This is a genomic window from Marinobacter sp. GH_1 (assembly GCF_048595985.1).
In the GTDB taxonomy this organism is placed as follows: domain Bacteria; phylum Pseudomonadota; class Gammaproteobacteria; order Pseudomonadales; family Oleiphilaceae; genus Marinobacter; species Marinobacter shengliensis.
The window spans coordinates 1,495,621-1,520,187 of the sequence record NZ_CP184460.1 but is presented as its reverse complement, the minus strand read 5'-3'; the positions used below and the strand labels follow the sequence as shown (position 1 = coordinate 1,520,187).

At 54.7% G+C, this 24,567-nt stretch carries 25 protein-coding genes and 1 pseudogene; 15 read left to right on the top strand and 11 right to left on the bottom strand.

Features of this window, described 5'->3' with window-relative positions; translation table 11 throughout:
• The first annotated feature begins 27 nt into the window (after window positions 1-27).
• Window positions 28-1,248, top strand: coding sequence for a DUF4236 domain-containing protein (locus tag ACNSOI_RS06990; protein ID WP_420195422.1), 1,221 nt, complete (start codon window positions 28-30; stop codon window positions 1,246-1,248).
• A gap of 11 nt (window positions 1,249-1,259) precedes the next feature.
• On the opposite strand, the gene ACNSOI_RS06985 is transcribed toward ACNSOI_RS06990, so the two are convergent.
• Window positions 1,260-1,862 carry an outer membrane beta-barrel protein gene (locus ACNSOI_RS06985; protein ID WP_420195421.1) on the bottom strand — a complete coding sequence of 201 codons (603 nt, stop codon included), beginning with the start codon at window positions 1,860-1,862 and terminating at the stop codon, window positions 1,260-1,262.
• A gap of 125 nt (window positions 1,863-1,987) precedes the next feature.
• Window positions 1,988-2,989: a helix-turn-helix transcriptional regulator gene (locus ACNSOI_RS06980; RefSeq protein WP_420195420.1), complete on the bottom strand. Its 1,002-nt coding sequence runs from the start codon at window positions 2,987-2,989 to the stop codon at window positions 1,988-1,990.
• Between the two features lie 61 nt (window positions 2,990-3,050).
• Between ACNSOI_RS06980 and ACNSOI_RS06975 the strand changes: the two genes are divergently transcribed.
• Together ACNSOI_RS06975 and ACNSOI_RS06970 are read left to right on the top strand one after the other, a co-directional pair.
• On the top strand, window positions 3,051-3,509 hold the full coding sequence (locus tag ACNSOI_RS06975) for a hypothetical protein (RefSeq protein WP_420195419.1): 459 nt from the start codon (window positions 3,051-3,053) through the stop codon (window positions 3,507-3,509).
• On the top strand, window positions 3,506-3,688 hold the full coding sequence (locus ACNSOI_RS06970) for a hypothetical protein (RefSeq protein ID WP_420195418.1): 183 nt from the start codon (window positions 3,506-3,508) through the stop codon (window positions 3,686-3,688). The genes ACNSOI_RS06975 and ACNSOI_RS06970 overlap by 4 nt, the downstream gene beginning before the upstream one ends.
• A 6-nt stretch (window positions 3,689-3,694) precedes the next feature.
• Here ACNSOI_RS06970 and ACNSOI_RS06965 read toward each other — a convergent pair whose 3' ends face one another.
• Window positions 3,695-4,363 carry an SOS response-associated peptidase gene (locus ACNSOI_RS06965; protein WP_420195417.1) on the bottom strand — a complete coding sequence of 223 codons (669 nt, stop codon included), beginning with the start codon at window positions 4,361-4,363 and terminating at the stop codon, window positions 3,695-3,697.
• A 29-nt stretch (window positions 4,364-4,392) separates the two neighbouring features.
• Window positions 4,393-5,076 (bottom strand): hypothetical protein, encoded by a 684-nt coding sequence (locus ACNSOI_RS06960; RefSeq protein WP_420195416.1) that lies wholly within the window; start codon window positions 5,074-5,076, stop codon window positions 4,393-4,395.
• 640 nt (window positions 5,077-5,716) lie between these two features.
• Between ACNSOI_RS06960 and ACNSOI_RS06955 the strand changes: the two genes are divergently transcribed.
• Both ACNSOI_RS06955 and ACNSOI_RS06950 read left to right on the top strand, forming a co-directional pair.
• Window positions 5,717-6,868, top strand: a complete 1,152-nt coding sequence (locus ACNSOI_RS06955; protein ID WP_420195415.1) for a PcfJ domain-containing protein — start codon at window positions 5,717-5,719, stop codon at window positions 6,866-6,868.
• Window positions 6,869-7,005: 137 nt separating this feature from the next.
• A complete protein-coding gene (locus ACNSOI_RS06950) occupies window positions 7,006-7,560 on the top strand; it encodes a type II secretion system protein (RefSeq protein WP_420195414.1) in 555 nt (184 codons plus the stop codon).
• A 111-nt stretch (window positions 7,561-7,671) separates the two neighbouring features.
• On the opposite strand, the gene ACNSOI_RS06945 is transcribed toward ACNSOI_RS06950, so the two are convergent.
• Window positions 7,672-9,225 carry a nucleotide-binding domain-containing protein gene (locus ACNSOI_RS06945; RefSeq protein WP_420195413.1) on the bottom strand — a complete coding sequence of 518 codons (1,554 nt, stop codon included), beginning with the start codon at window positions 9,223-9,225 and terminating at the stop codon, window positions 7,672-7,674.
• A 142-nt stretch (window positions 9,226-9,367) separates the two neighbouring features.
• On the opposite strand from ACNSOI_RS06945, the gene ACNSOI_RS06940 reads away from it, so the two are divergent.
• A complete protein-coding gene (locus tag ACNSOI_RS06940) occupies window positions 9,368-10,501 on the top strand; it encodes an SAVED domain-containing protein (protein ID WP_420195412.1) in 1,134 nt (377 codons plus the stop codon).
• Between the two features lie 262 nt (window positions 10,502-10,763).
• Here the strand turns inward: ACNSOI_RS06940 and ACNSOI_RS06935 are convergent, their stop codons facing one another.
• Window positions 10,764-11,306, bottom strand: coding sequence for a cysteine hydrolase family protein (locus ACNSOI_RS06935; RefSeq protein WP_008175532.1), 543 nt, complete (start codon window positions 11,304-11,306; stop codon window positions 10,764-10,766).
• Window positions 11,307-11,349: 43 nt separating this feature from the next.
• A complete protein-coding gene (locus tag ACNSOI_RS06930; RefSeq protein ID WP_420195411.1) occupies window positions 11,350-12,228 on the bottom strand; it encodes an MBL fold metallo-hydrolase in 879 nt (292 codons plus the stop codon).
• A gap of 145 nt (window positions 12,229-12,373) precedes the next feature.
• On the opposite strand from ACNSOI_RS06930, the gene ACNSOI_RS06925 reads away from it, so the two are divergent.
• Window positions 12,374-13,327 (top strand): GlxA family transcriptional regulator, encoded by a 954-nt coding sequence (locus tag ACNSOI_RS06925; RefSeq protein WP_039882095.1) that lies wholly within the window; start codon window positions 12,374-12,376, stop codon window positions 13,325-13,327.
• 81 nt (window positions 13,328-13,408) lie between these two features.
• Window positions 13,409-13,636, top strand: a pseudogene (locus ACNSOI_RS06920) (IS3 family transposase); the annotation flags it as partial.
• A gap of 269 nt (window positions 13,637-13,905) precedes the next feature.
• Here ACNSOI_RS06920 and ACNSOI_RS06915 read toward each other — a convergent pair.
• Complete coding sequence (locus tag ACNSOI_RS06915) at window positions 13,906-14,208, bottom strand: putative quinol monooxygenase (RefSeq protein ID WP_008175538.1); 303 nt, start codon at window positions 14,206-14,208, stop codon at window positions 13,906-13,908.
• Window positions 14,209-14,271: 63 nt separating this feature from the next.
• Between ACNSOI_RS06915 and ACNSOI_RS06910 the strand changes: the two genes are divergently transcribed.
• A complete protein-coding gene (locus ACNSOI_RS06910; protein ID WP_420194984.1) occupies window positions 14,272-15,285 on the top strand; it encodes a GlxA family transcriptional regulator in 1,014 nt (337 codons plus the stop codon).
• A 101-nt stretch (window positions 15,286-15,386) separates the two neighbouring features.
• Here ACNSOI_RS06910 and ACNSOI_RS06905 read toward each other — a convergent pair whose 3' ends face one another.
• Complete coding sequence (locus tag ACNSOI_RS06905; protein ID WP_123634556.1) at window positions 15,387-16,256, bottom strand: LysR substrate-binding domain-containing protein; 870 nt, start codon at window positions 16,254-16,256, stop codon at window positions 15,387-15,389.
• A gap of 198 nt (window positions 16,257-16,454) precedes the next feature.
• On the opposite strand from ACNSOI_RS06905, the gene ACNSOI_RS06900 reads away from it, so the two are divergent.
• Entirely contained in the window at window positions 16,455-17,582 is a 1,128-nt protein-coding gene (locus ACNSOI_RS06900) for an S-(hydroxymethyl)glutathione dehydrogenase/class III alcohol dehydrogenase (RefSeq protein ID WP_247064201.1), read from the top strand.
• A gap of 54 nt (window positions 17,583-17,636) precedes the next feature.
• On the top strand, window positions 17,637-18,476 hold the full coding sequence (gene fghA, locus ACNSOI_RS06895; protein ID WP_153740084.1) for an S-formylglutathione hydrolase: 840 nt from the start codon (window positions 17,637-17,639) through the stop codon (window positions 18,474-18,476).
• Window positions 18,477-18,855: 379 nt separating this feature from the next.
• Here the strand turns inward: fghA and ACNSOI_RS06890 are convergent, their stop codons facing one another.
• Window positions 18,856-19,746 carry a LysR family transcriptional regulator gene (locus tag ACNSOI_RS06890; RefSeq protein WP_420195410.1) on the bottom strand — a complete coding sequence of 297 codons (891 nt, stop codon included), beginning with the start codon at window positions 19,744-19,746 and terminating at the stop codon, window positions 18,856-18,858.
• Window positions 19,747-19,843: 97 nt separating this feature from the next.
• Here ACNSOI_RS06890 and ACNSOI_RS06885 point away from each other — a divergent pair, with 97 nt between their 5' ends.
• The 3 genes from ACNSOI_RS06885 to ACNSOI_RS06875 are packed head-to-tail and all read left to right on the top strand — an operon-like array spanning window position 19,844 to window position 22,751.
• Window positions 19,844-20,626 carry a CmcJ/NvfI family oxidoreductase gene (locus ACNSOI_RS06885; RefSeq protein WP_420195409.1) on the top strand — a complete coding sequence of 261 codons (783 nt, stop codon included), beginning with the start codon at window positions 19,844-19,846 and terminating at the stop codon, window positions 20,624-20,626.
• Window positions 20,627-20,633: 7 nt separating this feature from the next.
• Window positions 20,634-21,965: an aldehyde dehydrogenase family protein gene (locus tag ACNSOI_RS06880; RefSeq protein ID WP_420195408.1), complete on the top strand. Its 1,332-nt coding sequence runs from the start codon at window positions 20,634-20,636 to the stop codon at window positions 21,963-21,965.
• A gap of 9 nt (window positions 21,966-21,974) precedes the next feature.
• Window positions 21,975-22,751, top strand: a complete 777-nt coding sequence (locus ACNSOI_RS06875) for a prolyl hydroxylase family protein (RefSeq protein WP_420195407.1) — start codon at window positions 21,975-21,977, stop codon at window positions 22,749-22,751.
• Between the two features lie 147 nt (window positions 22,752-22,898).
• Here the strand turns inward: ACNSOI_RS06875 and ACNSOI_RS06870 are convergent, their stop codons facing one another.
• Complete coding sequence (locus ACNSOI_RS06870; RefSeq protein ID WP_420195406.1) at window positions 22,899-23,513, bottom strand: TetR/AcrR family transcriptional regulator; 615 nt, start codon at window positions 23,511-23,513, stop codon at window positions 22,899-22,901.
• 157 nt (window positions 23,514-23,670) lie between these two features.
• Here ACNSOI_RS06870 and ACNSOI_RS06865 point away from each other — a divergent pair, with 157 nt between their 5' ends.
• Window positions 23,671-24,528 carry an alpha/beta fold hydrolase gene (locus tag ACNSOI_RS06865; protein WP_008175558.1) on the top strand — a complete coding sequence of 286 codons (858 nt, stop codon included), beginning with the start codon at window positions 23,671-23,673 and terminating at the stop codon, window positions 24,526-24,528.
• Window positions 24,529-24,567: the final 39 nt, after the last annotated feature.

The following is a 24,567-nucleotide window of genomic DNA, read 5'->3' as shown; positions in this document are numbered from 1 at the left end:
ACCAGATAACACGACCGGTTGGAGTCTATGGCCTTTCGTTTTCGTAGAACCGTTAAGATTTTCCCAGGCGTTCGCCTGAACCTTGGCAAGCGTGGTGTGAGCGTTTCCGCGGGGGTGCGCGGTGCCAATGTCACGCTGGGACGACAGGGGCTGCACGGCAACGTGGGCATTCCGGGGTCGGGTTTGTCGTACCGTGAAAAACTCCTGAAAGAAGAAAAGTCTGGGCGGCGATCTGCCAAGGCTTCCACAGCGTCTGGCCAGGACACCGCCCTACCTCCTATCGTAGAACGTATCGCGCAAGTTCAACTGAACACTGTGTCTGGCGAGATCGCAATTCTGGATGCCAATGGTGTAGACCTTGGCAACGAAGCCATGGCGGTGGCCAAAGCCTATGCCAACGAGGCATTGAAGGAAAACCTGGCGGAACAGGTGGATGCCCATAACCGGATGATGGAACAGATCGGCTCTATCCATCTGGGCACTCCGGCGCCGGACCAGTTTCCCCAACTGGTGCCAGAGCCCTTCGAGCAAACAGAACCGGCTCGCCCGGAGGCCAGAAAGCTCGACTGGAAAGCCTGGCTCTGTCCGGCCCGACGCAACGCTATTTTGAACAGCAATGAACGGCGGGTATCAGAGTACCAACGGCAGCAGCTGCAATGGCAATCAGAGCGAGAGAATCATCGGCGAAAGGAGGGCCAGCGGGCTGCGTTGTATCAACGAGCTCAACAGGCGAGCGTGCCGGCCATGGAATTGGTGCTGGATGACCATTTGATGGATATCGACTGGCCACAGGAAACCAGTCTGTCCTTCGAGCTGAGCGCCGATGGTAACGTCCTGATGCTGGATGTGGATCTGCCCGAGATCGAGGATTTCCCGAAGACAGAATTGCGCCTGTATCAGCGGGGTATTGGAGTGTCCGTTAATGAGCTTTCCGATACCGCTGTTAGAAAGCTCTACATGGCCCATGTACATGGCATGGGATTTCGGTTGATTGGTGAAGGGTTTGCCTGCGCGCCTTCGGTAAAAACGGTGGTGCTTTCTGGCTTTACGCAGGTTACCAATGCGGCCACCGGCCGTGTAGAAGACAAGTACCTGTACAGCGTGAAGGTTAAGCGCGAAGCCTGGGGCACAATACATTTCGGCAACCTGGGTCAGGTCGACCCGGTTGAGGCCCTGGCCGCATTTGAACTGCGCCGCGATATGACCAAAACCGGGATTTTTCGGGCTATTGAGCCTTGGGACAGCTAACTAACGATCACTCAGAATCGGAACTCCGGACCAACAGAGAACACATGGATATCCGTTTCTCCGGTTTCGTCTTCATCGCCAACATTCAACAGCAAGTCCCAGTCTGCTCTTAAACGAACACGGTCCGAAATCTGGTAGCTCATGCCTAATCCAGTTCTTAATGCAACGCCTGTGTCATCGTCGCTAACTGAGACAGTCTGGAATCCATTACTGGCAGCGGCCTCATAGTTTAAGCGCCATAACATAAGACCAGCTTTGGCGAAGAACTTGAACGGGCCGGTCTCCGGCATCCCAAGCTGAAGCGTGGTATCTACAAAATGACCATTTACGGCGACGGCCACGCCTAATCCACTGATAAAACCAGAGGCTTCGAGGTCATCAATGTAGCGATAACCGAATTCGAGATTCACGAAATTGTTCAGTTCCGTTCCACCGTGAACCCGGAAACTCACCGCACTGTCATCACATGACGATTCCGATCCATCACAGAAATCATCAACGGTTGCCTGTCCCAAAGTGAGCCCCGCATAGCCTGGACGAGCTTCCATAGCGTAAACGGGTGCGTGGATTCCAGTCGCTAGCGCCACTAGTAATGCTGTTTTTCTTAGATTCATTTCGACATCCTTTATCGGCCTAAAAAATACCCCACCGTCAACATGTATGTGTCGACTGATGGCGACCGAATATTACACTTTTATTGCGACATATGTGGTCGCGATACGGATGAAAAATAATTCGACTAGGATCTGTCCTTGGTGCGTTTCAGGCCTGCTGCCAGTGTTGATGAAATCTCCTCCCGCAGCCAGGCCGGCTCCAGAATATCGCAGTGCACCGCCTGTGCAGTCAGCCACCAGCGCAGATCCTGGGTGTCGCCCACGGTGACGGCGATCTCGAAGGTGGAGTCATCAATCTCGCGGTTTATCTGGTCAAAACCCAGCGGCGACTCAATCAAGTGGTTCAGAGCGGGCTTGTCGCAGCGGAGCTTGAGGTAGACCGGCGAGTCAGAATGCAGAATGCCCATGGCGCCGGAGCGTATGTAGATATCCAGGTCGAAGTCCTCTGGCCGGTCTGGTTGCTCTTCCACTAATTCACCCGACGTCGCCCGGTGCAGCACCAACTGCCGAATACCTTCCCTGCCCTCAATTGTGCCGATCAGGTAGACGTTCGGGTCCCGGAAGATCAGTCCGAATGGATGCACAACGATCTCTTCCGGCACTTTCCAGCTGCGAGCCTGGTAAACCAGCCGGCATTTGTATTCCCGCAACAACGCTTCGGTAACGGTCTCCAGCACATCCGCATCAATCGCCGGGCGCTCTCCGCCCAAACCGCGATTAATCACTCTAACCCGGTCGGGCCACTGGCCGAGGGGATTCTTTTCACGCAGCAGTGTGCGATGGGCTTCATCGAAGTGAGGCTTCAAGTGAGACAGCGCCCTTGGCGGCAGCATGGGTGAGAGGTAGGCCTTCGCCAGTTCGAAGGTCAGTGCTGCCGGCAGGTCCAGCGCCGGGATGATATCCATAGTGGCGTTTCGATCGAACGACCAACGGTAAGGCCGTGACTCCTCATCAACCAGTAGTGGGAAGTCGGCACTCAGCTTTTCCAGATCCCGCTGGATAGAACGCATGGTCACCGAGAACCCCTGCTCTTCGAGCCTGCCCGCCAACTCGGTGGTAGTGATGGATTTCGGGTGCCGGGGCACCATCCGGAGCATGGTGAGGTAGCGAACGGCGGTGTTGGACATGGCGGGATCCTTGTCTTTTCTTGAAGTCGACAGCCTAAGCGACACGATATGACGCCAAGCCATGCTAGATTTTTGTGCTGGCCAAGTAAAGCCGCTTGCCAATCCTATCAACTACATGAGGAGCCCTGCCCTGAACCATAAAGACTTTGCCTTCCTCCTGGTAGAACACGGGTTTACCCCAAAGTCCTACGACTTCGACTCCACCATGCTGGGGTTCCAGCACGACATTTTTAATGCCCTGATTCATAACGACTCAGTATTCAGCGAGCAATCGTTCATTCGCGCTCAGCCCCATTGTCCTGATGCCCTATTGCGTTGTGGACTCATCGCCGAATCCGGTGACCTTGCTTCAGCCGTTCAGCATTTCTATGCCCGATGGTTTGCGGAGCTGCGCTATGAGAATCCCCTGCTGGAGTTGCTCAACCTGGAGATGCGCGAAGATGTCGCCAGCATTCACGTGTTGACCATCACCAATGCCAATGCAATGACGTTTGTGTTTAACATTCAGCGAGGTGGATGATGATGCTGATTCTGATTGCGGTGGGTTTGGTTCTTTGGACTGTGGTGTCGATGCTTTGCATCAGCTATTTCAATGACCACGGAGCCGGATGGGAGGAATGGGAGGCCTTCCCGGTGTGGCTGAAGATTCCGATTCTGGTGGTTGCACCGGTGTTTTTTATTTCCTGGTGGGTTCGTTAAAACCAACTAACCATCAGCGGGAATAACCTCCACATCACCCATCGGCTCCAGGATATGGGTACTCCGCACCGGCTCACACACCAGCGGGGCCGAGATATGGGTTCGCACCAGTCCTTGAAACGCATCCGTCTCGTGAAACTCCGGATCCAGCCACAAATCAAACTCCTCCGGCCGCAGCATCAGCGGAATGCTTTTCGGATGGATGTGGCTGAACCTCGGGTGCGGCGGCAGGGTGATGACGGTGAAGGAATTCACCTGCTCATCCCCGAAGTGCCAGGATTGCCATAACCCCGCCAGTGCCGTGGCTTCATTCTGCGGGTGAATGTTGTAGACCTGCTTGTCCTTCCATTCGTGGAACGCGCTGACTGGCACAATGCAGCGCTTGGTGGGATACACCTTCTTCCAGAGTGGGCTGCTGGTTAAGCGATCACTGCGGGCATTGAAAGTGTGAAACTTCGGGTTGGGCCGGAAGCCATAACCATTCGGGTTTGGTTCGATCAGTAATGACCAGATGCCTGGCAGCAGATACCGGTCGTCCGCCGCCGCAATAACGAACTCCCCGATTCCGCCCGGCGGCACGTTGTGCTGAGGTCTGGGTGCGACACCGGGCAGCCCCAGTTGCTCCATCAGCGTTTGGACTTCGGGGGAGTCGATTACGTTGTACCGACCGCACATTAATCACCCCTTTCGGGACACCGTCCCAGTTACTGTTCCACCACACTTTCTTCGAGAAATATCTCACGCATCAAGGGAGCAAAACCCTCCATGTAGTCGTCCCTTAGGCCTTGGGTACCGGTTACATGGGGAATGCTAACAACTGTTGTATGCGGAAATTGTTGGATAAGCACTTTAAATTGCCGGCCGCTCGTAGGGACATCCGAGACGTGATGTACAGCATTACCCGGCCGAGCTCCCAAAATCCGCTCAACTTCACCGCGAATCCTTATGTCATTAAGAGCTTCGATGAGCTGGCTACCCACAAAGAGAATGACTCGGGGGGCCCGACGCTCAATCAATTTCAAGATGCTCTCAGAATTCTCGACTAGCGTTTCAATGTCGATCTTTTCTGAGCCGGTGATTGAACGAGTCTGGGTCATAATCCAATTTGTCTGGAAGAATGACCGCTCAAAGCCAGATGCGTGACACGGATCTGTCTGAAGTGGCACGCCCCAACTTTGAATTAGAGTGACTAATTTGTTCCTGAACCGGGTACCATTAACTGACGGATCCGAGAAGAACGACTTTTCTTCTCGCTCCTTCTGAATGCCAGTCATTTCATTCGCTTCATCTTCTAGAGAAAAACCAAAATTATAACCACACACCATTATCCCGCCAGACATATTCTCTGGGTAGTTCAGCGTTATAACCTCGTGTTCGTTCTTATCCATTGATCAGTCCTTGTTCAACTAGTATTGAAGACACTGCGTGAAAGTTAGCCCAATTGGACGTCAAAGAGCTGCCGGCAGTCAATGCCTGGATAAACCTGTTCAGCCGGCTTCGGTCCATCTTCAGGCTCGCAAACCTCGTAGACTCTATGACGTATGCTGCGTCCGTGCGAGTGCACTGACCCACACTGTCTGAGATAAAGATGGTTAGCAGGTAATATGGCGAGTCCTCTACAGCGACCATACATACACACTTTTCTTCGCGGACATAGTCCGAATCATTCAAGAGGACGACTATCAGACTTTCGTCTTTAAGGTCTTCCGACGCAATATCAAACCACCGCATTGCTTCCCAAAGAAAGCTCTCGACTCCATGCCAGCGATCTGGGCCCGCCAAATACTGCGTAGCGAGACTCAGATGGGACATTGCCTTAGCCTTTTTGTCATCAACAAAGAGGAAGCGAGGCTCAGGAAACGTTAAAGCTATATCCGGGGCCGCAACCAAAAACAGCGTGCTTGTAAAATTCATGTCGCCTTACTCGTTTAATCAGCATTCCCACCTAGTATCGATAGACTGAGCGACTGTATATGTCGCTTTATTTTATTATCTTGTTCTATTCGAACAGATATGGATCACGCAGGAATGAAATCACCCGGTATCGTTTACGACCTGGGCACCGTCCTAAACTACTCGATTCGCGTCGCGATTAGCGGCTGGGATTCCAGACAACCTCTGCACTGGATCAGTTATAACGATGATGGCCCGATTGCCGAAGGGCGATTTCTGGAGCCACCAGGGTTACCCTTGTTTACGCTGGAAGATGATGCAGGTCGGCGTCTCTGTGATGCGCTGCCGGAGTCTGTCTCAGCGGTTGCCGCTTTAATGCCCGCGATGGACTTTGAGCTGGCACAGGCCTGCGCGACCTCCGAGGCGGCGCGTGAACTGGCCAACGATGCTCCCCTGCTCTTTATCCTGGCGGTCGGCCATGCACAAAAACAGTCATGGTCGCTCGAAGCGTTTAATGAGTTATTGGCCGGTAAGCGTTCCGACATCCTCAAAGCGATTGGGCTTCCGGGCAGCAAATCCCTCGTTCGATTGGTACGCCGCCTCGCCTTGTCCTCGCTATTACCCTGGGAGCTGGAGGATATTCATACCGCACTTCAGAACCCGGAATACCTGGGCTTGATGCGGCACCACCCTCACCTTCATCTGAACCACATTCGGCTGCTTAACCGCATTCGCCGGCCACTGTGGCCTGGGCTATTAAACCTGGTAGACGAGCACACCTCGGCAGTCGATATGTCCTGGCTGTGCCGGATGATTCGGGACACCTTGGCCATGGCCGGCCGGAATGAACAGGTTCTTGCAGGCATCCATTCCAGAGAAGCTCTTCAGGCCCAGCATGACCGCCTGGTTGAACGGTTCAACAGTGCAAACAGCCGAAACTCTGAAGAGAAGCGCCAAGACCTGGCGAAAGAGCTTTCTGAGGAACACGGCGACTATCCAAAGCCGCCCCTCGCCCCAATTAAAGGGATAGAGCCTTTGCGCTCCTGGCTGGAACTGTTGGAAGAAGGGGCATCCATGCGCCATTGCGTGGGCAGCTACGACGTTCCGGTTGCCCTCGGGGAAGTGTTCATTTACCGGATGGTCCACCCGGAGCGTTTAACCATATCGCTTGAGTGTCATAACAAGACGTGGGTGCTTGGCGAGGTTCGTGGGGTGTGTAATTCCAGCCCTTCGGAAGGTGCTTTGGATTGGATTCGGCGGTGGGTGAATACTGATCGCAGAAGTTAGATGCTTGCACCTTTCGAGCCTTCACCACCGTCTCGGGCAACGTTAGTCCGATCATTGCTCGTTCAAAAGGTCCAAGCTATTCTGGCGACCAAGCGGCGGAACTACCGTCTCCACCTAGAATCGGTCAATAAAACATTATGCGAGATAACAGACATGCCCCATCGCAGCCATCTGGCTTTACATTGATTGAGCTCGTCGTGGTTATCGTGCTTCTAGGAATTCTTGCTGCTTTTGCCCTGCCAAGGTATGCGAACCTGACAACCGCAGCCAACATATCGGTGCTTGAGTCAATTGGGGGAGCCGTATTGTCAGCTGCCAACATAGTTCATACCAAAGCGCTAGTGCTGGGAGTTCAAGGTGAGCCAAACTCAACGATTGATCTGGATGGAGATGGCGTTGACGATATAGAGCTTCGATATGGTTATCCGGCAGCCAGCCGGGCGCCAAGCGGCTTTCGTGATCCGAACAACGTTTTTAAAGCCATGGATAGTAATTCTACTATCGATCTGGCATGGGGTACCGACGCACCTCCTGCATCCTTCGTTGTGATTACTACTGCATCAATTCAGGGTTCACCAGGAGGTAAGGTCAACCGCAATGCGATAGAAGACACCAATTGTTATCTTCGTTACGACCACGCGGCTTCTCCAGGCACACCTCCGACAGTCACCTATGTCACCAACGACTGTTAACCTGTTACCGTCATCGCATCTCTGGTATGCGTCTGCTGGTGTTTCCTGCGGTCGCAAAGCGAACATTCAGATGTTGCGGTAACGCCCGCAGCGCACCGCACGGTCGCCCTTTCACTGGATATTGACGACGAACGGGGCGCTCTTGGCGATACATACACGATCCTTCATCACGTAGCAGCGAACCCAGTGAGAACCCGTGTACAAGGTTTGCTCTTCGTGACGCTTGCCCGTGCCAATGGTTCTGGCCGCCCCAATCTCGCCGCGAAGCCCTTTTTGCAATGCAGCATAAACACCCGTATTAACGATCTGCCACTTGATGATGTCATAGTCGGAAATCCGGTGAAGATCCGCCTCAAAATGGATATCCCGATATTTTGGCACCGGTGGCGCATTGTCTGGGAGAGGTGTTGTTGGTGTGCCCTTGCCGATCTTGGCTTTGATAACCACTTCAGCACCGGGTTGCGTAGCGAGCGGGAATGAAGGTTTCTCTGCGTGGGGCACCTTAAAGATATCTTTCGGATTAACGCTTTCCAGAATCCGCTCAAGATTCCCACCGCTCTGATAGTCCCGACGCACTTGGGCCTCAGTCACAACACGCTGCCCCAACAGTGCCTCAAGTGCCGCCACCTGAGCTGCAAAGTCCTGGGCATTCAGAATCTGGCCAAAATCCTGTATCGCCTTTTCCAGCCAATCGAAGAACGCATCCCGTCGCTCGGGATGATCCGGCCATTTGTCGGCGAAATTTTCCGCTGGATTGACCGGGTTCGGGATGGCGTAAGTGGATCCGGATCTCTGGATGTGGTCCTCCATGTGATTCAGGATTGATCGCAAAGCCTGCTCGACCGTGCTCTCGTTGTTGTAAGCTTTCGCTGCCAGGGTGGTGATGATGATGGAGATCGGCTTGTCATCGACGTTGCCGTTGTCGAGAAACATCTTGTCTCGATGGCGCTTGAGAAGCTGGATCGCCTGCTGGAGGGGAGTCTTGACGTCATAGTCGGAAATATCCTCAACATCGGCTTTACGGGCTTCTGCGATGACCATTCGCCGATTCTCGTATGCGGTCTTCATTTGCTCCCGAAACCAGTTGGCGTAGCCCTTTGGATTACTCTTCGGCCATTCCCCGAAGGGGGTCTCGTAGTTGTCGTCGGTCTGGTCAGTGATGCTGATGGCGTAGTCGGTCTGATCAACGTCGCTATAATTCCGACTTTCAAGCATGGCCCGCATACCTTTGGCATCGGGCTTAGCCGGGAGGACGTCGAGGTGAAAGCGAGCCTGATTGGCGTAGTTCAGAGTCCAGCAACGCTTGCCTTCCACCGGACGCTCATTGAACGACTGGGCCTTTGCGTAATCCTTAATCTCCTTACCCACATGGTATTTCAGGTCCCGCTGGGCCCACACCGATGGCGTGTTATCAAGGGCGCACACGATGTCGATGTCGTATTCGTCCGCGTCCGTCATCGGCTTGATCACGGTTCCCAACTCAAAGGATCCCTGGGGGTACACTTTAGGGTCGTAGTTTCGAAGCTCGGACGCCTCACGCTGGAGCCAGGCCCCGACCGATTCATAGCGGGACTTGGCTTCTTCAGCTTTGGTTCTGGGGATATCCAGGGCGGCACAGGTTTGCTCAAGGATGTCATTAATCGGAGAGGAAGGCAGGTTGTTCAAGGGCGAGACCTCTAGGCTCAGTGGGCATTCCTAATGATCTGGGGACGCAGGAGACAGATACAAGGCGTTACAAATCTTTGTTGTGAATCTTTTTCTCCAAGACATTAGTAATCAGCAATTTATATGAATATGATGCGATAAAATGAATAAATTTTTGACGGAAAGAACGAGCGAGCCGATGAAAAGGAGAAGTTGGGGTGCGTCAATTCGGAGCTGGATCTCCATATTTTTTGGCCTTCGGCCAACAAACCTAAGCGCCGGGGTGAAGGCACTGGGCTTGGGGGGCACATTATTGCTGGCGCTGGTCGGCTCATTTTGGGCTTGGGGAGTGTTTTCAATCCCGGTTCCCGGAACTGACATCGAGGTCGATACCAGTGTCTTTTCAAGTGAAACAGCGCTTTGGATCCAAATCCTTTTGGCGCTCGCAGCATTGGCCTGCTTCGTCATTGCAATCTTCTTCTTTGCCGCTCATCACCGGTCTCAGAGTAGTAAGCGCATTGTGTGCATCGAGCACCTTAGCTACGAAACCTCACAAGTTCGTGGGATTTTGAAAAAGCTACCAGCAGCGTACTCTGGTGTTCCAGAAGAAATGGTGTTCATTGATGGCCGAAACAAATCACCCAAGGACCACCTGAAAGTCCTTGAGGCGAAGATGTCTGAGGCGAAGGACAAGATCACCCACGGTTCCGGGCCAAATAATTACCTGCCGATGTACGGTGGTATCGCAGCTGTTCCCATGGTCGTGCTCGCGGGGTTTGTATGGGGCAATCAGAAGAAGATCCACATACGAGACTACGATCGATCCTCGGGGGGGTGGCATGACAATGACGAGCCGGACAACGGTATCCTGCTTCAATCAACTCGGCTGCCAGAGACACCGCAGTCAGACACCGAGGCAGGACTTTGCCTGGAATTCAGCATACTGATGGATCGCCAAGATATGAACGTGAAGTTTCCGAACGTCCCGATGTTCTCGATGAACTTTTCGAACGGAAAAGCGAGCCTCGACCAACTGTGCTCGGAGCACAAGCAGCAGCGTCTCATCAAAGAAGTAGTGGACTACATGAACACGCTGATTAAATGTTTCCCGCACCTAGAAGTGCTTCACTTGTTCATCACCGCGCAATCGTCCTTTGTGTTCCGGGTGGGGCAGGCTCTTCATCAGAATCACATCCCCAGTGTCCGGATCCATCACTACGACCGCAGTAAGCCCTTAGGAAGCCGACACACTTGGTGCCTGCAAATCAGCGGGCCCGGCAACTACGATATCCACTGAAGCAACAACCGATATATTGGGCCGCGCTTGAATCGCTACGGTCGCGATACATGCGGTCAGTCTCTTATATTCCGAGTTCCGGGCCGCGGCCTTGGTCGCAAAGCGAACGTTCAGATTTTTGGAATCTGCACGCAACATATGAGGCCGTCCAGCAATAGATCCGGGCCGAACGATACCACTGAAACGACCGGCTGAAATGTTTCTGGCCGGTCGGCTTCAGTTTACGGGAGCAACCACCCGACAGATACGAAGAGCAAGATCCTCACAGGTAATCCCGGGTGGACTGGACACTCGCATAGGCAAACCCAAGAGCCGCCATAGCCGTGGCATGAACCTGTGCCGCCGGCACCTTCACGCCGTTGAACTCCAGGTCCATCGTGGCGCAAGCATCTTCCAGCACAGTGACCTTGTAGCCAAAATCTGAAGCGGCTCGGCTGGTGGCTTCGATGCACATGTGACTCATGGCACCGATCACAACCACTTCCTCAATGTCGCTGGCATCCAGCAGCTCTTTCAGGTTGGTTTTCAGGAATGAGTTGGGATAATTCTTCAGAATCACCGGCTCATCACCTTTTGGTGCCACGGATTCGTGGATGTTGATGCCGTTTGTACCCGGGGTGAATACAGGCGCATCCGGGTCCGGAAACTCATGGTGAACATGCACCAGCAGGTCTTTGTTCTGACGCGCTGTATCTATCACCTGGGCAGCCTTGGCGGCTGCCTGTTCAATGTTCACCAGAGGCAGTTTGCCGGAGGCAAAGTACTCATTCTGGATATCGACAACAATAACGGCTCGCTTGCTCATTTGACTGTTCCTCATTGGATCATTTGTTTCAGGGGTGTTCTGGTCAGAAAGAAAGAATCTCACCATCCGCCGGGATCAATACCCGCTCATCAATCCCCTCGTTCTCCACGAACTCTGCCAGCTCTTCACGGCTCAGGGTCATATGGTTCACCGCATCCATGTGCACGGCGACAATGTCCGCATCTGGTAAAGCTCGGTGCACTCGCAGGGTATCTTCTTTGCCCATGATGATCGAGTCGCCCTCAAAGCCTGTCAGTTCCGCCGCCCCGGCATTCAACACAACAACGTCCGGCTGAAAGCGCTCCAATGACTGAACCACTTCATCACGCCACACGGTATCGCCTACCACGTAAGTGGTTTCCTGCCCCTCGGCTTCAAAAACCACACCCATGATTTCACCGAGCGCCTTGGCCAGCTCGGGAATGGCATAAAGGGTATTGGAGCCGTGTTGGCCGCCGGTTTTATGGAGTATCACGCCGCCGAATTCAGCCTCGCCATCCAGAATACGCACATCCTTGAAGCCTTGTGAGCGGATCAGCTCGGCATCCGCCCCGTTCTGCACAAACAGGGGAATGTTCTTCGGCAACAGCTTCTGGGCGGCATCGTCCCAGTGGTCCAGGTGGGTATGGGTAACGATCACCGCATCGGTACCCTCAATCACATCCTCAGCGGCCATGGGCAAGCCCACCAAAGGATTACGCAGCTCACTGCGGTAAGTGCCCGGAAAGCCCGGGTAAGCCCCCTGGTCCGCAAGCATGGGGTCAATCAGAAAAGTCGTCTCTCCGTAGGTGACCTTGATGGTGGCATTACGGATTTGCTGTATCTGGTGGGTGGATTCCCGGGTATCCGGTTCGGCGAAAGCCGCGCCAGTAAAAACAGTCAAAGCCAGCATCAGCGCGCCAGCGAAGGTTTTGATCAACATGGTGTTTATCCTCCAACAGGGTGTTCGTTGATGGAATAAAGTCTACGCAGATCTGATCACCACCAATATTGACCTGAAAGACAATGATCGAAAGAATCGGGCCAAGCAGTTATCATCGGGTTAAATGAACCACAGGAGTGACACCGTGGCGCTACCGAAAGTCGGGCTTATCCTTCACCCACAATTCAGCCCCTTCCATTTCTCTGTTCCTTACATGGTGTTCAGTATTGCCTTGCCCGACGGCCCCTTGTTCGAGTTGCTGATTATCACCCCAGACGGCAAGCCCCTCACATCCGAACGGGCCATGACCGTTCAGCCAGATGGCGGGCTGGAATTATTGGATGCGGTTGATATTGCGGTAGTACCCGGCTGGCACGATCTGAGCGAAGCCCCACCGCCGCAATTGGCGGAGGCTCTCACCCGCTGCCATGAACGGGGCGCACATGTGGTAGGCCTTTGCTACGGCACCTATGCGCTGGCCTATGCGGGTTTGCTGGATAACAAGAGAGCCTCGACCCACTGGCTGGCAGAACAGGACTTCCTCAATAGGTTTCCACAGGTGAATCTGGATACCAACGCCCTCTATGTGAAGGATGACCGGCTGGTCACGTCCGCTGGCACAGCGGCGGGGCTGGATTGCTGCCTGTTTCTGGTGCGGGAGTATTACGGTGCCAGGACCGCCAATACCCTTGCCCGCCTGATGGTTGTTCCGCCGCACCGGGAAGGTGGCCAGGCTCAGTTCATTGAGCAGCCGGTCGCGATTTCCACTCAGGATGCGCATATCAACCGACTACTTGACTATCTGCGGGAACATTTGGCCGAAACACACACAATCGATGAACTGGCCGCCCGCACCGCCATGAGCCGGCGCACCTTCACCCGCCATTTCCAGAGAGCCACCGGCATGACGGTAGTGGAGTGGTTGGTGAGTGAACGACTTCGGCGAGGACGGGAACTGCTGGAGACCACATCGCTGTCTGTGGAAGCCATCTCGGAAAGAATCGGCTTCCACACAGCAACGTCATTCCGGCAGCATTTCAAGCAACGTCACCACGTAAGCCCTCGTGACTGGCGCAGGACCTTTGGAGATGTGGCCTGATAATCCAGCCACCAGTTCAGCGGGCAGGTAACAGGAGTACTGCGGGAAAGCCCGAAATACCGGTTCGGCTAGTCGAAGTGAGTGCCACAATCTCTGGAATGGCTGACGGATAATGGCAACTGCTACATTGCCAAAGAAACGCGAGTCTTCGCATCCGCTCTGGGTTTTGTGGTGTATATCACACCCGCGCGAAGCCCTCATAGTAACGGCATAGCGGAGGCTTTTGTGAAGGCGTTTAAGCGGGGCGATGTATACCTGTACGACCTTCCTAATCCAGCCACAGTGATGGCCAGATTGCCGAAATGGATCTGAGACTATAATCGCAGCCACCCGCACAAGAGTCTGAAATGCCACCGGGGAATACCGGGCTGAACTGGCAAGATGGTGCTCAGTTTAGTTGGGGCAACTACAGGCATCAGTATTATCGACCTTGTTAAAATCAGAAGGCTGGCTGCCAAGAGAATTGTCGCCAACTGGTCATCCTAATTGTCGCCGAACATCCCCCCGGCAATCGAGGGGGGCTGCGTAGGGCCGTGTGGCCCTACGCAGCGTGACCTGATTGAGTCAAGGCCGGGTTGTCATGCAGGCAGTTTGGCTGCAAGCAGTTCGACCTTCTCGATATTGGGCGGAGAACTGAGCAAGGTCTCGGCGTTGGCCATCAAGGCCTCGGCGATCTGGCCGTTCAGATGTGCCTGGCGACCTGCCTCATCGGCAAAGGCATCGAACACACCGAACGTCGAAGGGCCAAACTTCAATGCGAACCAGGCAGTGGTGCCGGACTCGGCGTTGGCGAGCGGCAGAGCGCTGGCCAGGAAGTCGGCAAGCGCAGCCTCCTGGCCGGGTTTGGCTTCGAGGCGAACAAACAGGGCGAGCTTGGTCATACTGTAATCCTTTGGGTAAATGGGTTAGGTGAATGGATCAACGAGCCTGCAGTCTAAGTCGTCATGACAGCCATCTCTATAGACAATAATGACAACTTTGATATCATTATTGCCATGAAACTCCACATCCTTGTTTGTGATGGCGTGTTTGATCTGGGGCTTGCGGCGCTCACCGACACAGTGGGCTTGGCCAATGCGATGGCGGGCTCGCTGCCACAGGCTCCCGCGCACATAGAGCTCACGCTGGTGGGCGTGCGGCGTCGCATCCGAACTGCGCAAGGCTTGACGGTCCCCGTGGTCACTGCGCGTGGTGTGCCGGAACCAGACGTCGTGCTCGTGCCCGCGTTTGGTGACAAGATGCCTGACACGCTCTCGGCTCGGCTCACACGCCCCGACGTGCCCGATGCGGTCGCCGCGCTACAGCTGTGGTCCACCGCTGGCGCGCACCTTGGTGCCGCCTGCTCCGGTAGCTTCTTGCTTGCAGAGAGCGGCCTGCTTGATGGGCATCGTGCGACGACGTCATGGTGGCTGGGGCCGATGTTTCGGCAGCGCTATCCGAACGTCACGCTGGACGAGTCACGCATGATCGTGAACTCGACACGCTTCACCACCGCGGGTGCCGCTTTGGCCCACGTCGACTTGGCCTTGCGCATCATCCGGGAGCGCAGTCCGGCGCTGGCTGCCCTGGTGGCACGCTATCTGCTGGTCGAGACACGCAGTTCGCAAGCCGAGTTCGTGATTCCCGACCACCTTGCGCATGCCGACCCGGTGGTGGAGCGCTTCGAGTGCTGGGCCAGAAGTCAGCTCGCGAAGGGGTTCTCGCTGGCCGAGGCCGCCAGCGCTGCGGGCACAAGCGAGCGCACCTTAGCGCGGCGGCTGCAAAGCGTTTTGGGCAAGACACCGCTGTCGTATTTCCAAGACCTGCGCGTGGAGCATGCCGTGCATCTCTTGCGCACCGGAAACGCGAGCGTCGACCAGGTGGCCGCACAGGTCGGGTACTCGGATGGGGTGACCCTGCGGGCCCTGTTGCGCCGCAAGCTGGGTCGGGGTGTCAGGGAGTTGCGACGCGGCGGATGACCAGAGGCGTTTGGTATATGTACGGCTGGAGACCGCCGCGAAACTGACGCAGGCCAAACGGCGCATTTGGACAAACTGACAAAACTACTGCCCCACAGAATTTAACTTAACGATTCGTCCAGGAAATCCAGCAGCATCCGCACTTTTGGGGATAAATGCCGGTTATGTGGATAAATCGCCCAGATTCCATCGTCGGCTTCTTGATAATGTTCCAGCAAGTTCATAAGTTTTCCACAGGCCAATGACGGCTGAACGTAATAATCGGGAAGTTGCACGATCCCGATGCCTTTCAGGGCCGCGTCCAGCAACGCCCAACCGCTGTCGCACTTCATGTTGCCTTTAACGCGAACGTTGTAGGGCTTACCTCGGTCCTGAAAGCGCCAGTAATCCAGATTGCCTTGCAAACAATTGTGCCGGTCCAGTTCCGAAAGCGAATGCGGCACACCATAGGTGGATAAGTATTCCGGCGAGGCGCACACGTATAAGGTTCGTGACGACAACCGCTTGGCCATCATGGATGAATCTTCCAGTTTTCCCAGCCGAATCGCCAAATCGTAACCGCCACCGACCAGATCCAGCTTCTGGTTGGTCAGATTCAGCTGCACCTCCAACTCCGGGTAGCGCAGGATGAAATCGTTCACCAAGGGGGCGATCACCTTCTCGCCATAGGTCACCGGTGCGGTCAGCCGTAATTTTCCCTTGGGGATAAGTTGCAGGTTGGTCATGGCCCGCTCGGCCTCTTCCAGACCATCGAGTACCTGGCGGCAATACTGGTAGTAGGTTTGGCCGGCTTCCGTCACCGAAACCTTGCGGGTGGTGCGATACAGCAGTTTGGTCGAAAGCCGGGATTCCAGTGCGCTGACCTGCCGGCTCACCTGAGCTGTGGAAATGCCCAATCGTTTCGCCGCAGCGGTAAAACTTTCGGCTTCCGCGACCGCCACAAACTCACTGACCCCTTCCCAAATAAACATGTTCAGTTCCTTGCGTTACGACTTGGGTGAGCTTAGATACAAAATGCCGCCAGCAAACAAAATACGGTTCATTGTTACTATACAGTAAAGGTGATTTGCTTTATTGGCCGATTATCTATCTTAAGAATAATAATACAATGATCCCATCAACATGGCAGAAGAACCTGCCGAAGCCCGACAAAATCTGGAGCACACAACATGACTCAGACCATCAAATCTAAAGCCGCTATCGCCTGGGGCCCGAAACAACCTCTGTCCATTGAAGAAGTGGATGTGATGCCGCCTCAAGCTGGCGAAGTACGTATCCGGGTGATCGCTAGCGGTGTGTGTCATACCGATGCGTTTACCTTGTCTGGCGAAGATCCCGAAGGCATTTTCCCGACCATTCTCGGCCACGAAGGCGGCGGTATTGTTGAGTCGGTAGGCGAAGGCGTTACAAGCCTGAAAGTGGGTGACCACGTTATTCCGCTGTACACCCCTGAGTGCGGCGAATGTAAATTCTGCACCTCTGGTAAAACCAACCTGTGCGGGAAGATTCGTGAAACCCAGGGCAAGGGCCTGATGCCAGACGGCACCACTCGTTTCTCGTTAAACGGCGAGCCGATCTATCACTACATGGGTTGCTCAACCTTCTCCGAGTACACCGTACTGCCCGAGATTTCTCTGGCAAAAGTGAACAAAGAAGCGCCATTGGAAGAAGTGTGCTTGCTCGGTTGTGGCGTAACCACCGGCATGGGTGCGGTGATGAACACCGCCAAAGTAGAAGAGGGCGCCACTGTGGCCATCTTCGGTATGGGCGGCATCGGCCTGTCGGCGGTGATTGGTGCCACCATGGCTAAAGCCAGCCGCATCATTGCTATCGACATCAACGAGAGCAAATTTGAGCTGGCCCGCCAGTTGGGCGCGACCGACTGCATCAACCCGAAAGATTACGACAAGCCGATTCAGGAGGTGATCGTAGAACTGACCGACGGCGGTGTGGATTATTCCTTCGAGTGCATCGGCAACGTAGATGTAATGCGTTCAGCACTGGAATGCTGCCACAAAGGCTGGGGTGAGTCGGTGGTTATCGGTGTTGCGGGCGCCGGCCAGGAAATTTCCACGCGTCCGTTCCAGCTGGTGACCGGTCGGGTCTGGAAAGGCTCTGCCTTTGGTGGCGTGAAGGGCCGTTCCGAGCTGCCGGGCATCGTTGAGCGTTACATGCAAGGTGAGTTCAAGTTGAACGATTTCATCACCCACACCATGGGGCTGGAAGATATCAACAAGGCGTTTGATCTGATGCACGAAGGCAAGAGCATTCGTACCGTTATTCACTTCGACAAGTAATGAAATCTGGTCGCCCGCCAGTCAGGCGGGCGACCGTTTTGTTGAGAGGTTGCAATGACTATTGAAAATCTGAGCAGTAATAAAAGTTTTGGTGGTTGGCACAAGCAGTACAGTCATCACTCCGAGACGCTGAACTGTTCGATGCGGTTTGCTATCTACCTGCCGCCGCAGGCCTCCAATGGCAAAAAGGTGCCAGCGCTGTATTGGTTGTCCGGGTTGACCTGCACCGATGAAAACTTCATGCAAAAAGCCGGTGCCCATCGCATGGCTGCCGAACTGGGCGTCGCCATTATTGCCCCGGACACCAGCCCCCGCGGGGACGATGTCGCCGATGATGAAGGCTACGACTTGGGTAAGGGCGCCGGGTTCTATGTAAATGCGACTCAGGAACCCTGGAGCAAGCATTACCGGATGTACGATTACGTGCTCAACGAATTACCGGCACTGATTGAAGATATGTTCCCGGTGAGCGATCAGCGTTCCATCTTTGGCCACTCGATGGGCGGGCATGGTGCGTTGGTGCTGGCACTGCGCAACCCGGAGCGTTTCCAGTCCGTCTCGGCGTTCAGCCCGATCAGTAACCCGGTCAATTGCCCGTGGGGTAAGAAGGCCTTTGGCGCTTACCTCGGTAAAGACACCGCCAGCTGGGCCGAGTACGACGCCAGCTTGCTGATGCAAAAGGCGAGCAAGTTTGTGCCGGCGTTGGTGGACCAAGGCGAAGCGGACAACTTCCTGACCGAGCAGTTGAAGCCGGAAATGCTGGAAGCCGCTGCCAAACAAAGTGGCTATCCGCTGGAACTGAACCGGCATGAAGGGTACGACCACAGCTACTACTTCATCGCCAGTTTTATTGAGGAGCATCTTCGCTTCCATGCGAAGTATCTAATCGGCTGATAAATTTACACCTCATGTCCCGCGAAACCTACTACCGCCATAAACGAGAGCTACTGTCGACTTTTGGGATCGATATTTCGCACAGGGTGTGACCCGAAAACCCCTTTAAAAACAGACCTCTGAATATACATTATGCGCAGTTTAATATCAGTTTAAATAATATTATTACGGATTTTACCTTTACTCTCCTCGCATCCGAGTGGCTTAGTAGGAGCTTTCCCGATGAGCAAGACCGCCCAGGCGCGCGTGCTCACGCCCGAACAGTTCGCCCACCTCTTGGGTGAGATTAAAGAGTATCGTTACCCGGAAAAGAATACGGCGCTGATTTAGATCAGCTTCAAGCTCGGACTTCGAGTTCAGGAGATCGCGCTACTCCAGATCAGCGTGAAACCTGAACCAGTAAAGCCCTAATCCAAATATTCAGAGGGTCCTGCGATGAGCGCTGGTGCCACACGGCGATCACGTCGAATCCGGGGATCTCGGCATTCAGCTCAATCGGCCGCAACGAGTCGTCGGGCAGCAATCGCGACGGGATGAAGCCGACAAGGTCAGTCTCAGAAATCGTTGCTTTGGCCGCCGTGAAAGTTGGTACCGAGAGCATGGCTTGCCGTGGGTGCCCCTGCTCTTCAAACCAGCGATGGACGGCGCCGGTAAAATCCCCTCGGGAGGGGGAAACCACCACCTGAGGCATGCTGGCGATCTCGGCAACCGACATGGTACTGCGGACAGCCTCATTCCCGTTTCCTGCGACACAAACATAGTGCTCGGAATACAGGGTTAACGACGGATAACTCGGTGGCGCAAACTTCGGATTGGTCAACACCAGATCCACGGTGCCATCAAGCAGGTCATTTGCCATCTCATCCAGCTCAAGTTTTTTCACCGCCAGCCTCAGACCCGGCGCTTCCCTTCTCAGGCGCTGCATCAGAAAAGGCAGGATGGTTTTCTGCTCCAGATCGGTGGAGCTGATGGTAATGGTCCGCGTCGTTGTTGCGGGATTGAACTCATCCTGCTCCAGCAACTCGCCAACGGCATTGAGGATGAGATCCAGCTTCGGTCCCAACGTTCGGGCATACGCCGTCGGAGTAACGCCATTGCCGCTGCGGATAAACAGGCGATCATTGAAGGTGGCGCGGAGCTTTTTCAGCTGGTCACTGACCGCCTGCTGGGTCACCCCGAGTTGATCCGCCACACGGGACAGGTTGCCTTCGCGAAGCAGGCACTGAAGTGTTCGTAACTGTTTAAGGTCTACCCGGTTTAAAGCATTCACTTGTATCTCTTACATCAAATCCTTGTTTCAAATCCTATCGGCTACTCCCTAAGCTGGCAAACCAAGAATCCAGCAACCCTACCCGCAAGGAGGAGCCATGTTCAGCATCAACTACGTCCAGCCCGTTGGCGGCCTCGAATACGACCAACGATACAAGGGTCCAGGTGCCTCCGAGCTCACTCAATCCGTCGACACCCGACACATTGACGTCACAGACATTCGCAACCAGGCCAACGACTTCAACCTGGACGACCAGGGCTTCGAGGCGGCCCGGGTCGCCTTTGATTTTGACGACTACCAGAATGACGACGCCATTCGCGAACATTTGTATCCGCAGGTGATCGAGTACCTCCGTGATCAGCTCAAGGCCAGCGAAGTGCTGATCTTTGATCACACTTATCGGTCAACCAGTCGTCTGGACCAAACCATCCATAACCGGGCGCCAGTGAAGACTGTTCACAACGACTACACCGAGAAATCTGCGCTCCACCGCATGCTGGAAGAGACCGAACAACGACCAGAGCTTCGCGACCGCCCCTACCGGTTGGTGAACCTGTGGATGCCTGTCGGCCACCGTGTCGAGGAATCCCCATTGGCCGTCTTGGACATCAACACTGTGGCTGCGGACGACTTCCATCGCATCAAACTGGTCTACCCGGATCGCATCGGTGAGATAGCCGGGATCTCCTACAACCCGGATCATCGCTGGTACTACCTGTCAGACATGGAACCCGGCGAGGCCCTGCTGCTGAAAGTCTTCGATTCACGTTACCCCGAGGGCATATTTGGCACCCCACATACCGCGGCCGACTCCGTGAACACACCGGACAACGCCCGCAACAGAAACAGCCTGGAAGTGCGAGTCATCGCCTTTAGTTGAGGAAGTCATGAGCGAATTTCTTGTGTCATTGAACCCGTTGAATCTGGAGCCGGTCGGACAGGTGCCAATCACCTCCCGGTCCGAGCTGGCAGACATTGTGGGCCGGAGTCGGATCGCGCAGGCGAACTGGGGCCGGTTATCGCTAGAAGAGCGGGCAACCCGCCTGAGGGATGCCTACCATGCGCTGGCGCCTGCTCAGAATCAACTCGCCCGACTGATCAGCCTGGAAATGGGAAAGGATGCACGACGCGCAACCTATGAAGTCGCCGGCACTGTAACGAATGCCCCCTATTTCATTGAGGAGGCCGCCGCTGCCCTGCAAACCGAACAAGGCGAAGGCCGCAGCCGTATCCAGTATCGGCCGCTTGGGGTTGTTGCCGTCATTTCACCCTGGAACTATCCACTGGCCATGGCCAACAACTTGCTGCTCCCTGCCCTGATGGCGGGCAACAGCGTCATTCTGAAACCCTCAGAACACACGCCGCTGGTTGCCGATCAGTTCGTTCGCGCACTACAGGGCCATCTGCCCGAGCATCTGATTCAAATTGCCCACGGTCACGGAGACGTCGGTCAGGCGCTGGTGAAATCTGACATCAATATGATCGCCTTTACCGGGTCGATGGCCACCGGTCGCAGCATCATGGCGGACGCTGCCGAAGGCGTTAAACGCCTGGTCATGGAACTCGGTGGTAATGATCCCCTGATTGTCATGAAAGACGCCAATCTGTCGGCTGCTGCGCGATTTGCCGTTGCCAGCTCGTTCGAGAATGCCGGGCAAATGTGCACGTCAACCGAGCGAGTGTATGTCGACCGTACCGTTGCCGAGGAATTCAAACGCCAGGTGGTAGCGGCTGCATCGGCTTACCAGGTCGGCCCATGGGATCAACAGGGCGTCAACATAGGCCCGATCGCCAACACTACCCAGCATCAGCTTGTGCTGGGACATCTCAAGGATGCGGAGACAAAAGGCGCACGCTTTCTGCTCGGCAAGGCCGACTACCCAGCGCCATTTATTCAACCCACGGTTGTCGATGGCATGACCCCCGACATGCTCCTTGAGCGCGAAGAGACCTTTGGACCGGTCGTTGCCATGGCTGAATTTGATGCCATCGAAGACGCCATCGCCCGTGCCAACGACTCCATCTACGGCCTGGGAGCGGTGGTCTTTGGCGGCCGGGGCGCCGCAGCCGTAGCTGACCAGCTGGAGGCCGGCATGGTGTCAGTCAATGGCGGGGCCGGCGGCAGCCCCTGGGTTGGCGCCAAACAGAGTGGCTTTGGCTTTCATGGCTCGGCCGCAGGCCATCGCCAATTCGCTCAAGTACGGGTCATGAACTTTTAAGAGGTGACTATGAAACAGCATCAGGAATCATTATTCGTCGTTGCCCGCGAGCCGGGCGCAGAAAACCCGTCGCTACCGACTTGGGCAAATAGCGTGCCGAACCCAGCGGAACTGGACGAGAGCCGTGAGACCTCGGCGGTGTCACGGCGGGAAATTCCGGAAGTGCCCGGTGCCTATCAGTTGCTCAATGTCTTTAGTCGCGAAGAGTGTGACCGCCTCATCGAACTGACCGAAAACCTGGGTTACTTGAAAGACGCGGCGGTCTCACTGCCTCGTGAAGTTCGACACAACGACAACGTGACTTGGGTTGTGGATGAAGCGACCGATCGCCTGATCTGGCAGCGGGTGCGCGATGCCGTGGCCGACAACCTGGACCTCTTCAGCAACAAGCAGCCTCTGGGCATCAATCGGCGCTTCCGTTTTTATCGTTACCGTGAAGGAGATTTCTTCAAGTTTCACATCGACGGTGCCTGGCCCGGCTCCAGAGTTGTGGACGACCGACTGATTGCGGATGCCTTCCCGGACCGGTTCAGCCAGATGACGTTCCTGATTTTGCTCAGCGACGACTTCGAGGGTGGTGAAACCCGCTTTCTCGTCGATGCAGATGACCCTACCAAACCGGCAAGGCGAAGCGACAACGTACGCGAGATCGATGTACGAACGCCGGCCGGCGGCGTTCTGTGCTTTCCCCACGGCCATCACCCCCTGCACTGCTTGCACAGTTCAGCGGAGATCACATCGGGCACTAAATACATCATCCGTACCGACCTGCTGTTTGAACGCTAGCCGCGGGCGTGGTGGTCACCAAAGAATGCGAGATGCCAGTCAAACATCGGAATCACCATGTTCAGCAATTCGTTATGGCTTTGCATGATCACCCATTGTGGCGGAATATGACCCAGGAACAACGCGAAGCAAATATTTTCAGCTGGATCACCTCTGAAGCGATCGCCATGCGGATTCCGCGAATTCTTCCCGATAATCCCGAGGCGAAGTCTGTACTCGGCCAGCTAGCCAGGCTTTGCAGTAATTTTCCGACGGGCCGACGATCAGAGAGATTACGATCTCGAACGGCTGAACAATGCTGTTACTTTCGTTACCGAAGCCAAGCAACTTTGCTTTGAGTTCCCGGAAGCCTTTCGCATTCCTATCTTTCAGCTCCTCCTGAAATGGCCCTTTGGCGACTGCTGATCGCGCCTGATACAGGAACCTTGCCCATTCGGGATTGGCGACAACCCAGTCGAGATAACTACAGATAACTGAATACACAGCCTCGCGAAGGCTGTTGGTGTTGGCTAACTCCCGGTCCAGATGTTGTCGCTGATCATCCTGAGCTGCAAAAAAGAGTGCGCTTAAAATACCCTCCTTGTTGCCAAAGTGGTGATAGATCGCCCCTACACTCGTTTCGCAGCGGGCTTTGATGGCTTCGATCGTGGTGGCCTCCACCCCAAGCTCAATAAAACAATAGAGCGCCTGTTCCAGGATGTCCCTTTTCAGCGCAGCCCTGCGGCCCGGAAACCTGTTTTCTAAAATATGGAATGGGTTCATCAAATCGAAATTAGCCTGTTTGAACTAGCCGTGACATTCATTCTACCGTTTGACAGCTTCGGCAAAAACAAAATAATATTCTTTTACCGAATTTTGTTCTTTTATTTCACAACTGCCGAATTGTTTTGGCAACAGCGGCTTACTAATTGGGTAAATGATGGAAAAAACCATAATAACCTGTGACGACGGCTATCGGCTCACCGGGCATTTTTTCAGACCAGCAACAGACGTTCCTCGCGGTGCCGTTCTCATTGCCCCTGCCACCGGGTTTCGACATCAGGTCTATTTCAGTTTTGCTACCTGGCTGAGCGAGCAAGGCTTCGCCGTGCTGGCATTTTCCAATAGAGGCATTGGGGATTCTCGCAACGGTATTCCTCTAGCAGAGATCTCTAGTGACCTGGTCGATTGGGGTACGCTGGACCTGCCGGCAGCGCTAGAAAAACTCGTCGCTCTTGCACCAGGCCTGCCGGTAAGCCTTGTTGGCCATAGCGCCGGTGCGCAGTTGATCGGTTTAATGCCCAACTTCGCTCAAATAGACAGCTACGTTCTGATTGCAGCATCGTCAGGCCATTTCGATAACCTGAAACTGAAAACAAAGCTGGCCGCCAAACTACTGTTCCACGGTTGGCAACCGCTCTCCGTTGCAGTCAAAGGATACTGGCCGACCAAAATCATCGGTTTCGGTGAGGATCTTCCCGCCGGTGTCGCCAGGCAATGGCGACAGTGGTGCCGTTCGCCAGGGTACGTAGAAAACAGTTTTGGAGAGGAAATAAGGCAGCATCACTATGCGGATATAAAAGCCCCCGTTCTGTCGCTAACCGCAACAGATGACCACATTGCCGTGCCTGCAAACGTGGAAGACTTTCTGCGCCTGCTGCCCAACGCCCAGATAAAAAAACATTTTTTGGAACCAGGCAGTTTTGGCTTGAAAGAAATCGGCCACAGCGACCTGCTACGCAGCCGATGCAAAGCCTGCTGGCCGCATATTCTGGAAGGCTTGGAGTCCAACGGCTGAACCTGATACCTCCACTCCACCGCGTCAGCTTTGAATTCC

Excerpts from the sequence above, each read along its gene's own strand:
- ACNSOI_RS06905 (WP_123634556.1), bottom strand. The coding sequence starts at position 16,256 with ATGTTTATTTGGGAAGGGGTCAGTGAGTTTGTGGCGGTCGCGGAAGCC.
- ACNSOI_RS06870 (WP_420195406.1), bottom strand. The coding sequence starts at position 23,513 with ATGAACCCATTCCATATTTTAGAAAACAGGTTTCCGGGCCGCAGGGCT.
- ACNSOI_RS06915 (WP_008175538.1), bottom strand. The coding sequence starts at position 14,208 with ATGACCAAGCTCGCCCTGTTTGTTCGCCTCGAAGCCAAACCCGGCCAG.
- ACNSOI_RS06975 (WP_420195419.1), top strand. The coding sequence starts at position 3,051 with ATGCTAGATTTTTGTGCTGGCCAAGTAAAGCCGCTTGCCAATCCTATC.
- ACNSOI_RS06865 (WP_008175558.1), top strand. The coding sequence starts at position 23,671 with ATGGAAAAAACCATAATAACCTGTGACGACGGCTATCGGCTCACCGGG.
- ACNSOI_RS06880 (WP_420195408.1), top strand. The coding sequence starts at position 20,634 with ATGAGCGAATTTCTTGTGTCATTGAACCCGTTGAATCTGGAGCCGGTC.
- ACNSOI_RS06960 (WP_420195416.1), bottom strand. The coding sequence starts at position 5,076 with ATGGATAAGAACGAACACGAGGTTATAACGCTGAACTACCCAGAGAAT.
- ACNSOI_RS06875 (WP_420195407.1), top strand. The coding sequence starts at position 21,975 with ATGAAACAGCATCAGGAATCATTATTCGTCGTTGCCCGCGAGCCGGGC.
- ACNSOI_RS06940 (WP_420195412.1), top strand. The coding sequence starts at position 9,368 with ATGAATAAATTTTTGACGGAAAGAACGAGCGAGCCGATGAAAAGGAGA.
- ACNSOI_RS06910 (WP_420194984.1), top strand. The coding sequence starts at position 14,272 with ATGACAGCCATCTCTATAGACAATAATGACAACTTTGATATCATTATT.
- ACNSOI_RS06935 (WP_008175532.1), bottom strand. The coding sequence starts at position 11,306 with ATGAGCAAGCGAGCCGTTATTGTTGTCGATATCCAGAATGAGTACTTT.
- ACNSOI_RS06970 (WP_420195418.1), top strand. The coding sequence starts at position 3,506 with ATGATGATGCTGATTCTGATTGCGGTGGGTTTGGTTCTTTGGACTGTG.
- ACNSOI_RS06980 (WP_420195420.1), bottom strand. The coding sequence starts at position 2,989 with ATGTCCAACACCGCCGTTCGCTACCTCACCATGCTCCGGATGGTGCCC.
- ACNSOI_RS06885 (WP_420195409.1), top strand. The coding sequence starts at position 19,844 with ATGTTCAGCATCAACTACGTCCAGCCCGTTGGCGGCCTCGAATACGAC.
- ACNSOI_RS06965 (WP_420195417.1), bottom strand. The coding sequence starts at position 4,363 with ATGTGCGGTCGGTACAACGTAATCGACTCCCCCGAAGTCCAAACGCTG.
- ACNSOI_RS06955 (WP_420195415.1), top strand. The coding sequence starts at position 5,717 with ATGAAATCACCCGGTATCGTTTACGACCTGGGCACCGTCCTAAACTAC.
- ACNSOI_RS06990 (WP_420195422.1), top strand. The coding sequence starts at position 28 with ATGGCCTTTCGTTTTCGTAGAACCGTTAAGATTTTCCCAGGCGTTCGC.
- ACNSOI_RS06930 (WP_420195411.1), bottom strand. The coding sequence starts at position 12,228 with ATGTTGATCAAAACCTTCGCTGGCGCGCTGATGCTGGCTTTGACTGTT.
- ACNSOI_RS06950 (WP_420195414.1), top strand. The coding sequence starts at position 7,006 with ATGCGAGATAACAGACATGCCCCATCGCAGCCATCTGGCTTTACATTG.
- ACNSOI_RS06985 (WP_420195421.1), bottom strand. The coding sequence starts at position 1,862 with ATGAATCTAAGAAAAACAGCATTACTAGTGGCGCTAGCGACTGGAATC.
- fghA (WP_153740084.1), top strand. The coding sequence starts at position 17,637 with ATGACTATTGAAAATCTGAGCAGTAATAAAAGTTTTGGTGGTTGGCAC.
- ACNSOI_RS06900 (WP_247064201.1), top strand. The coding sequence starts at position 16,455 with ATGACTCAGACCATCAAATCTAAAGCCGCTATCGCCTGGGGCCCGAAA.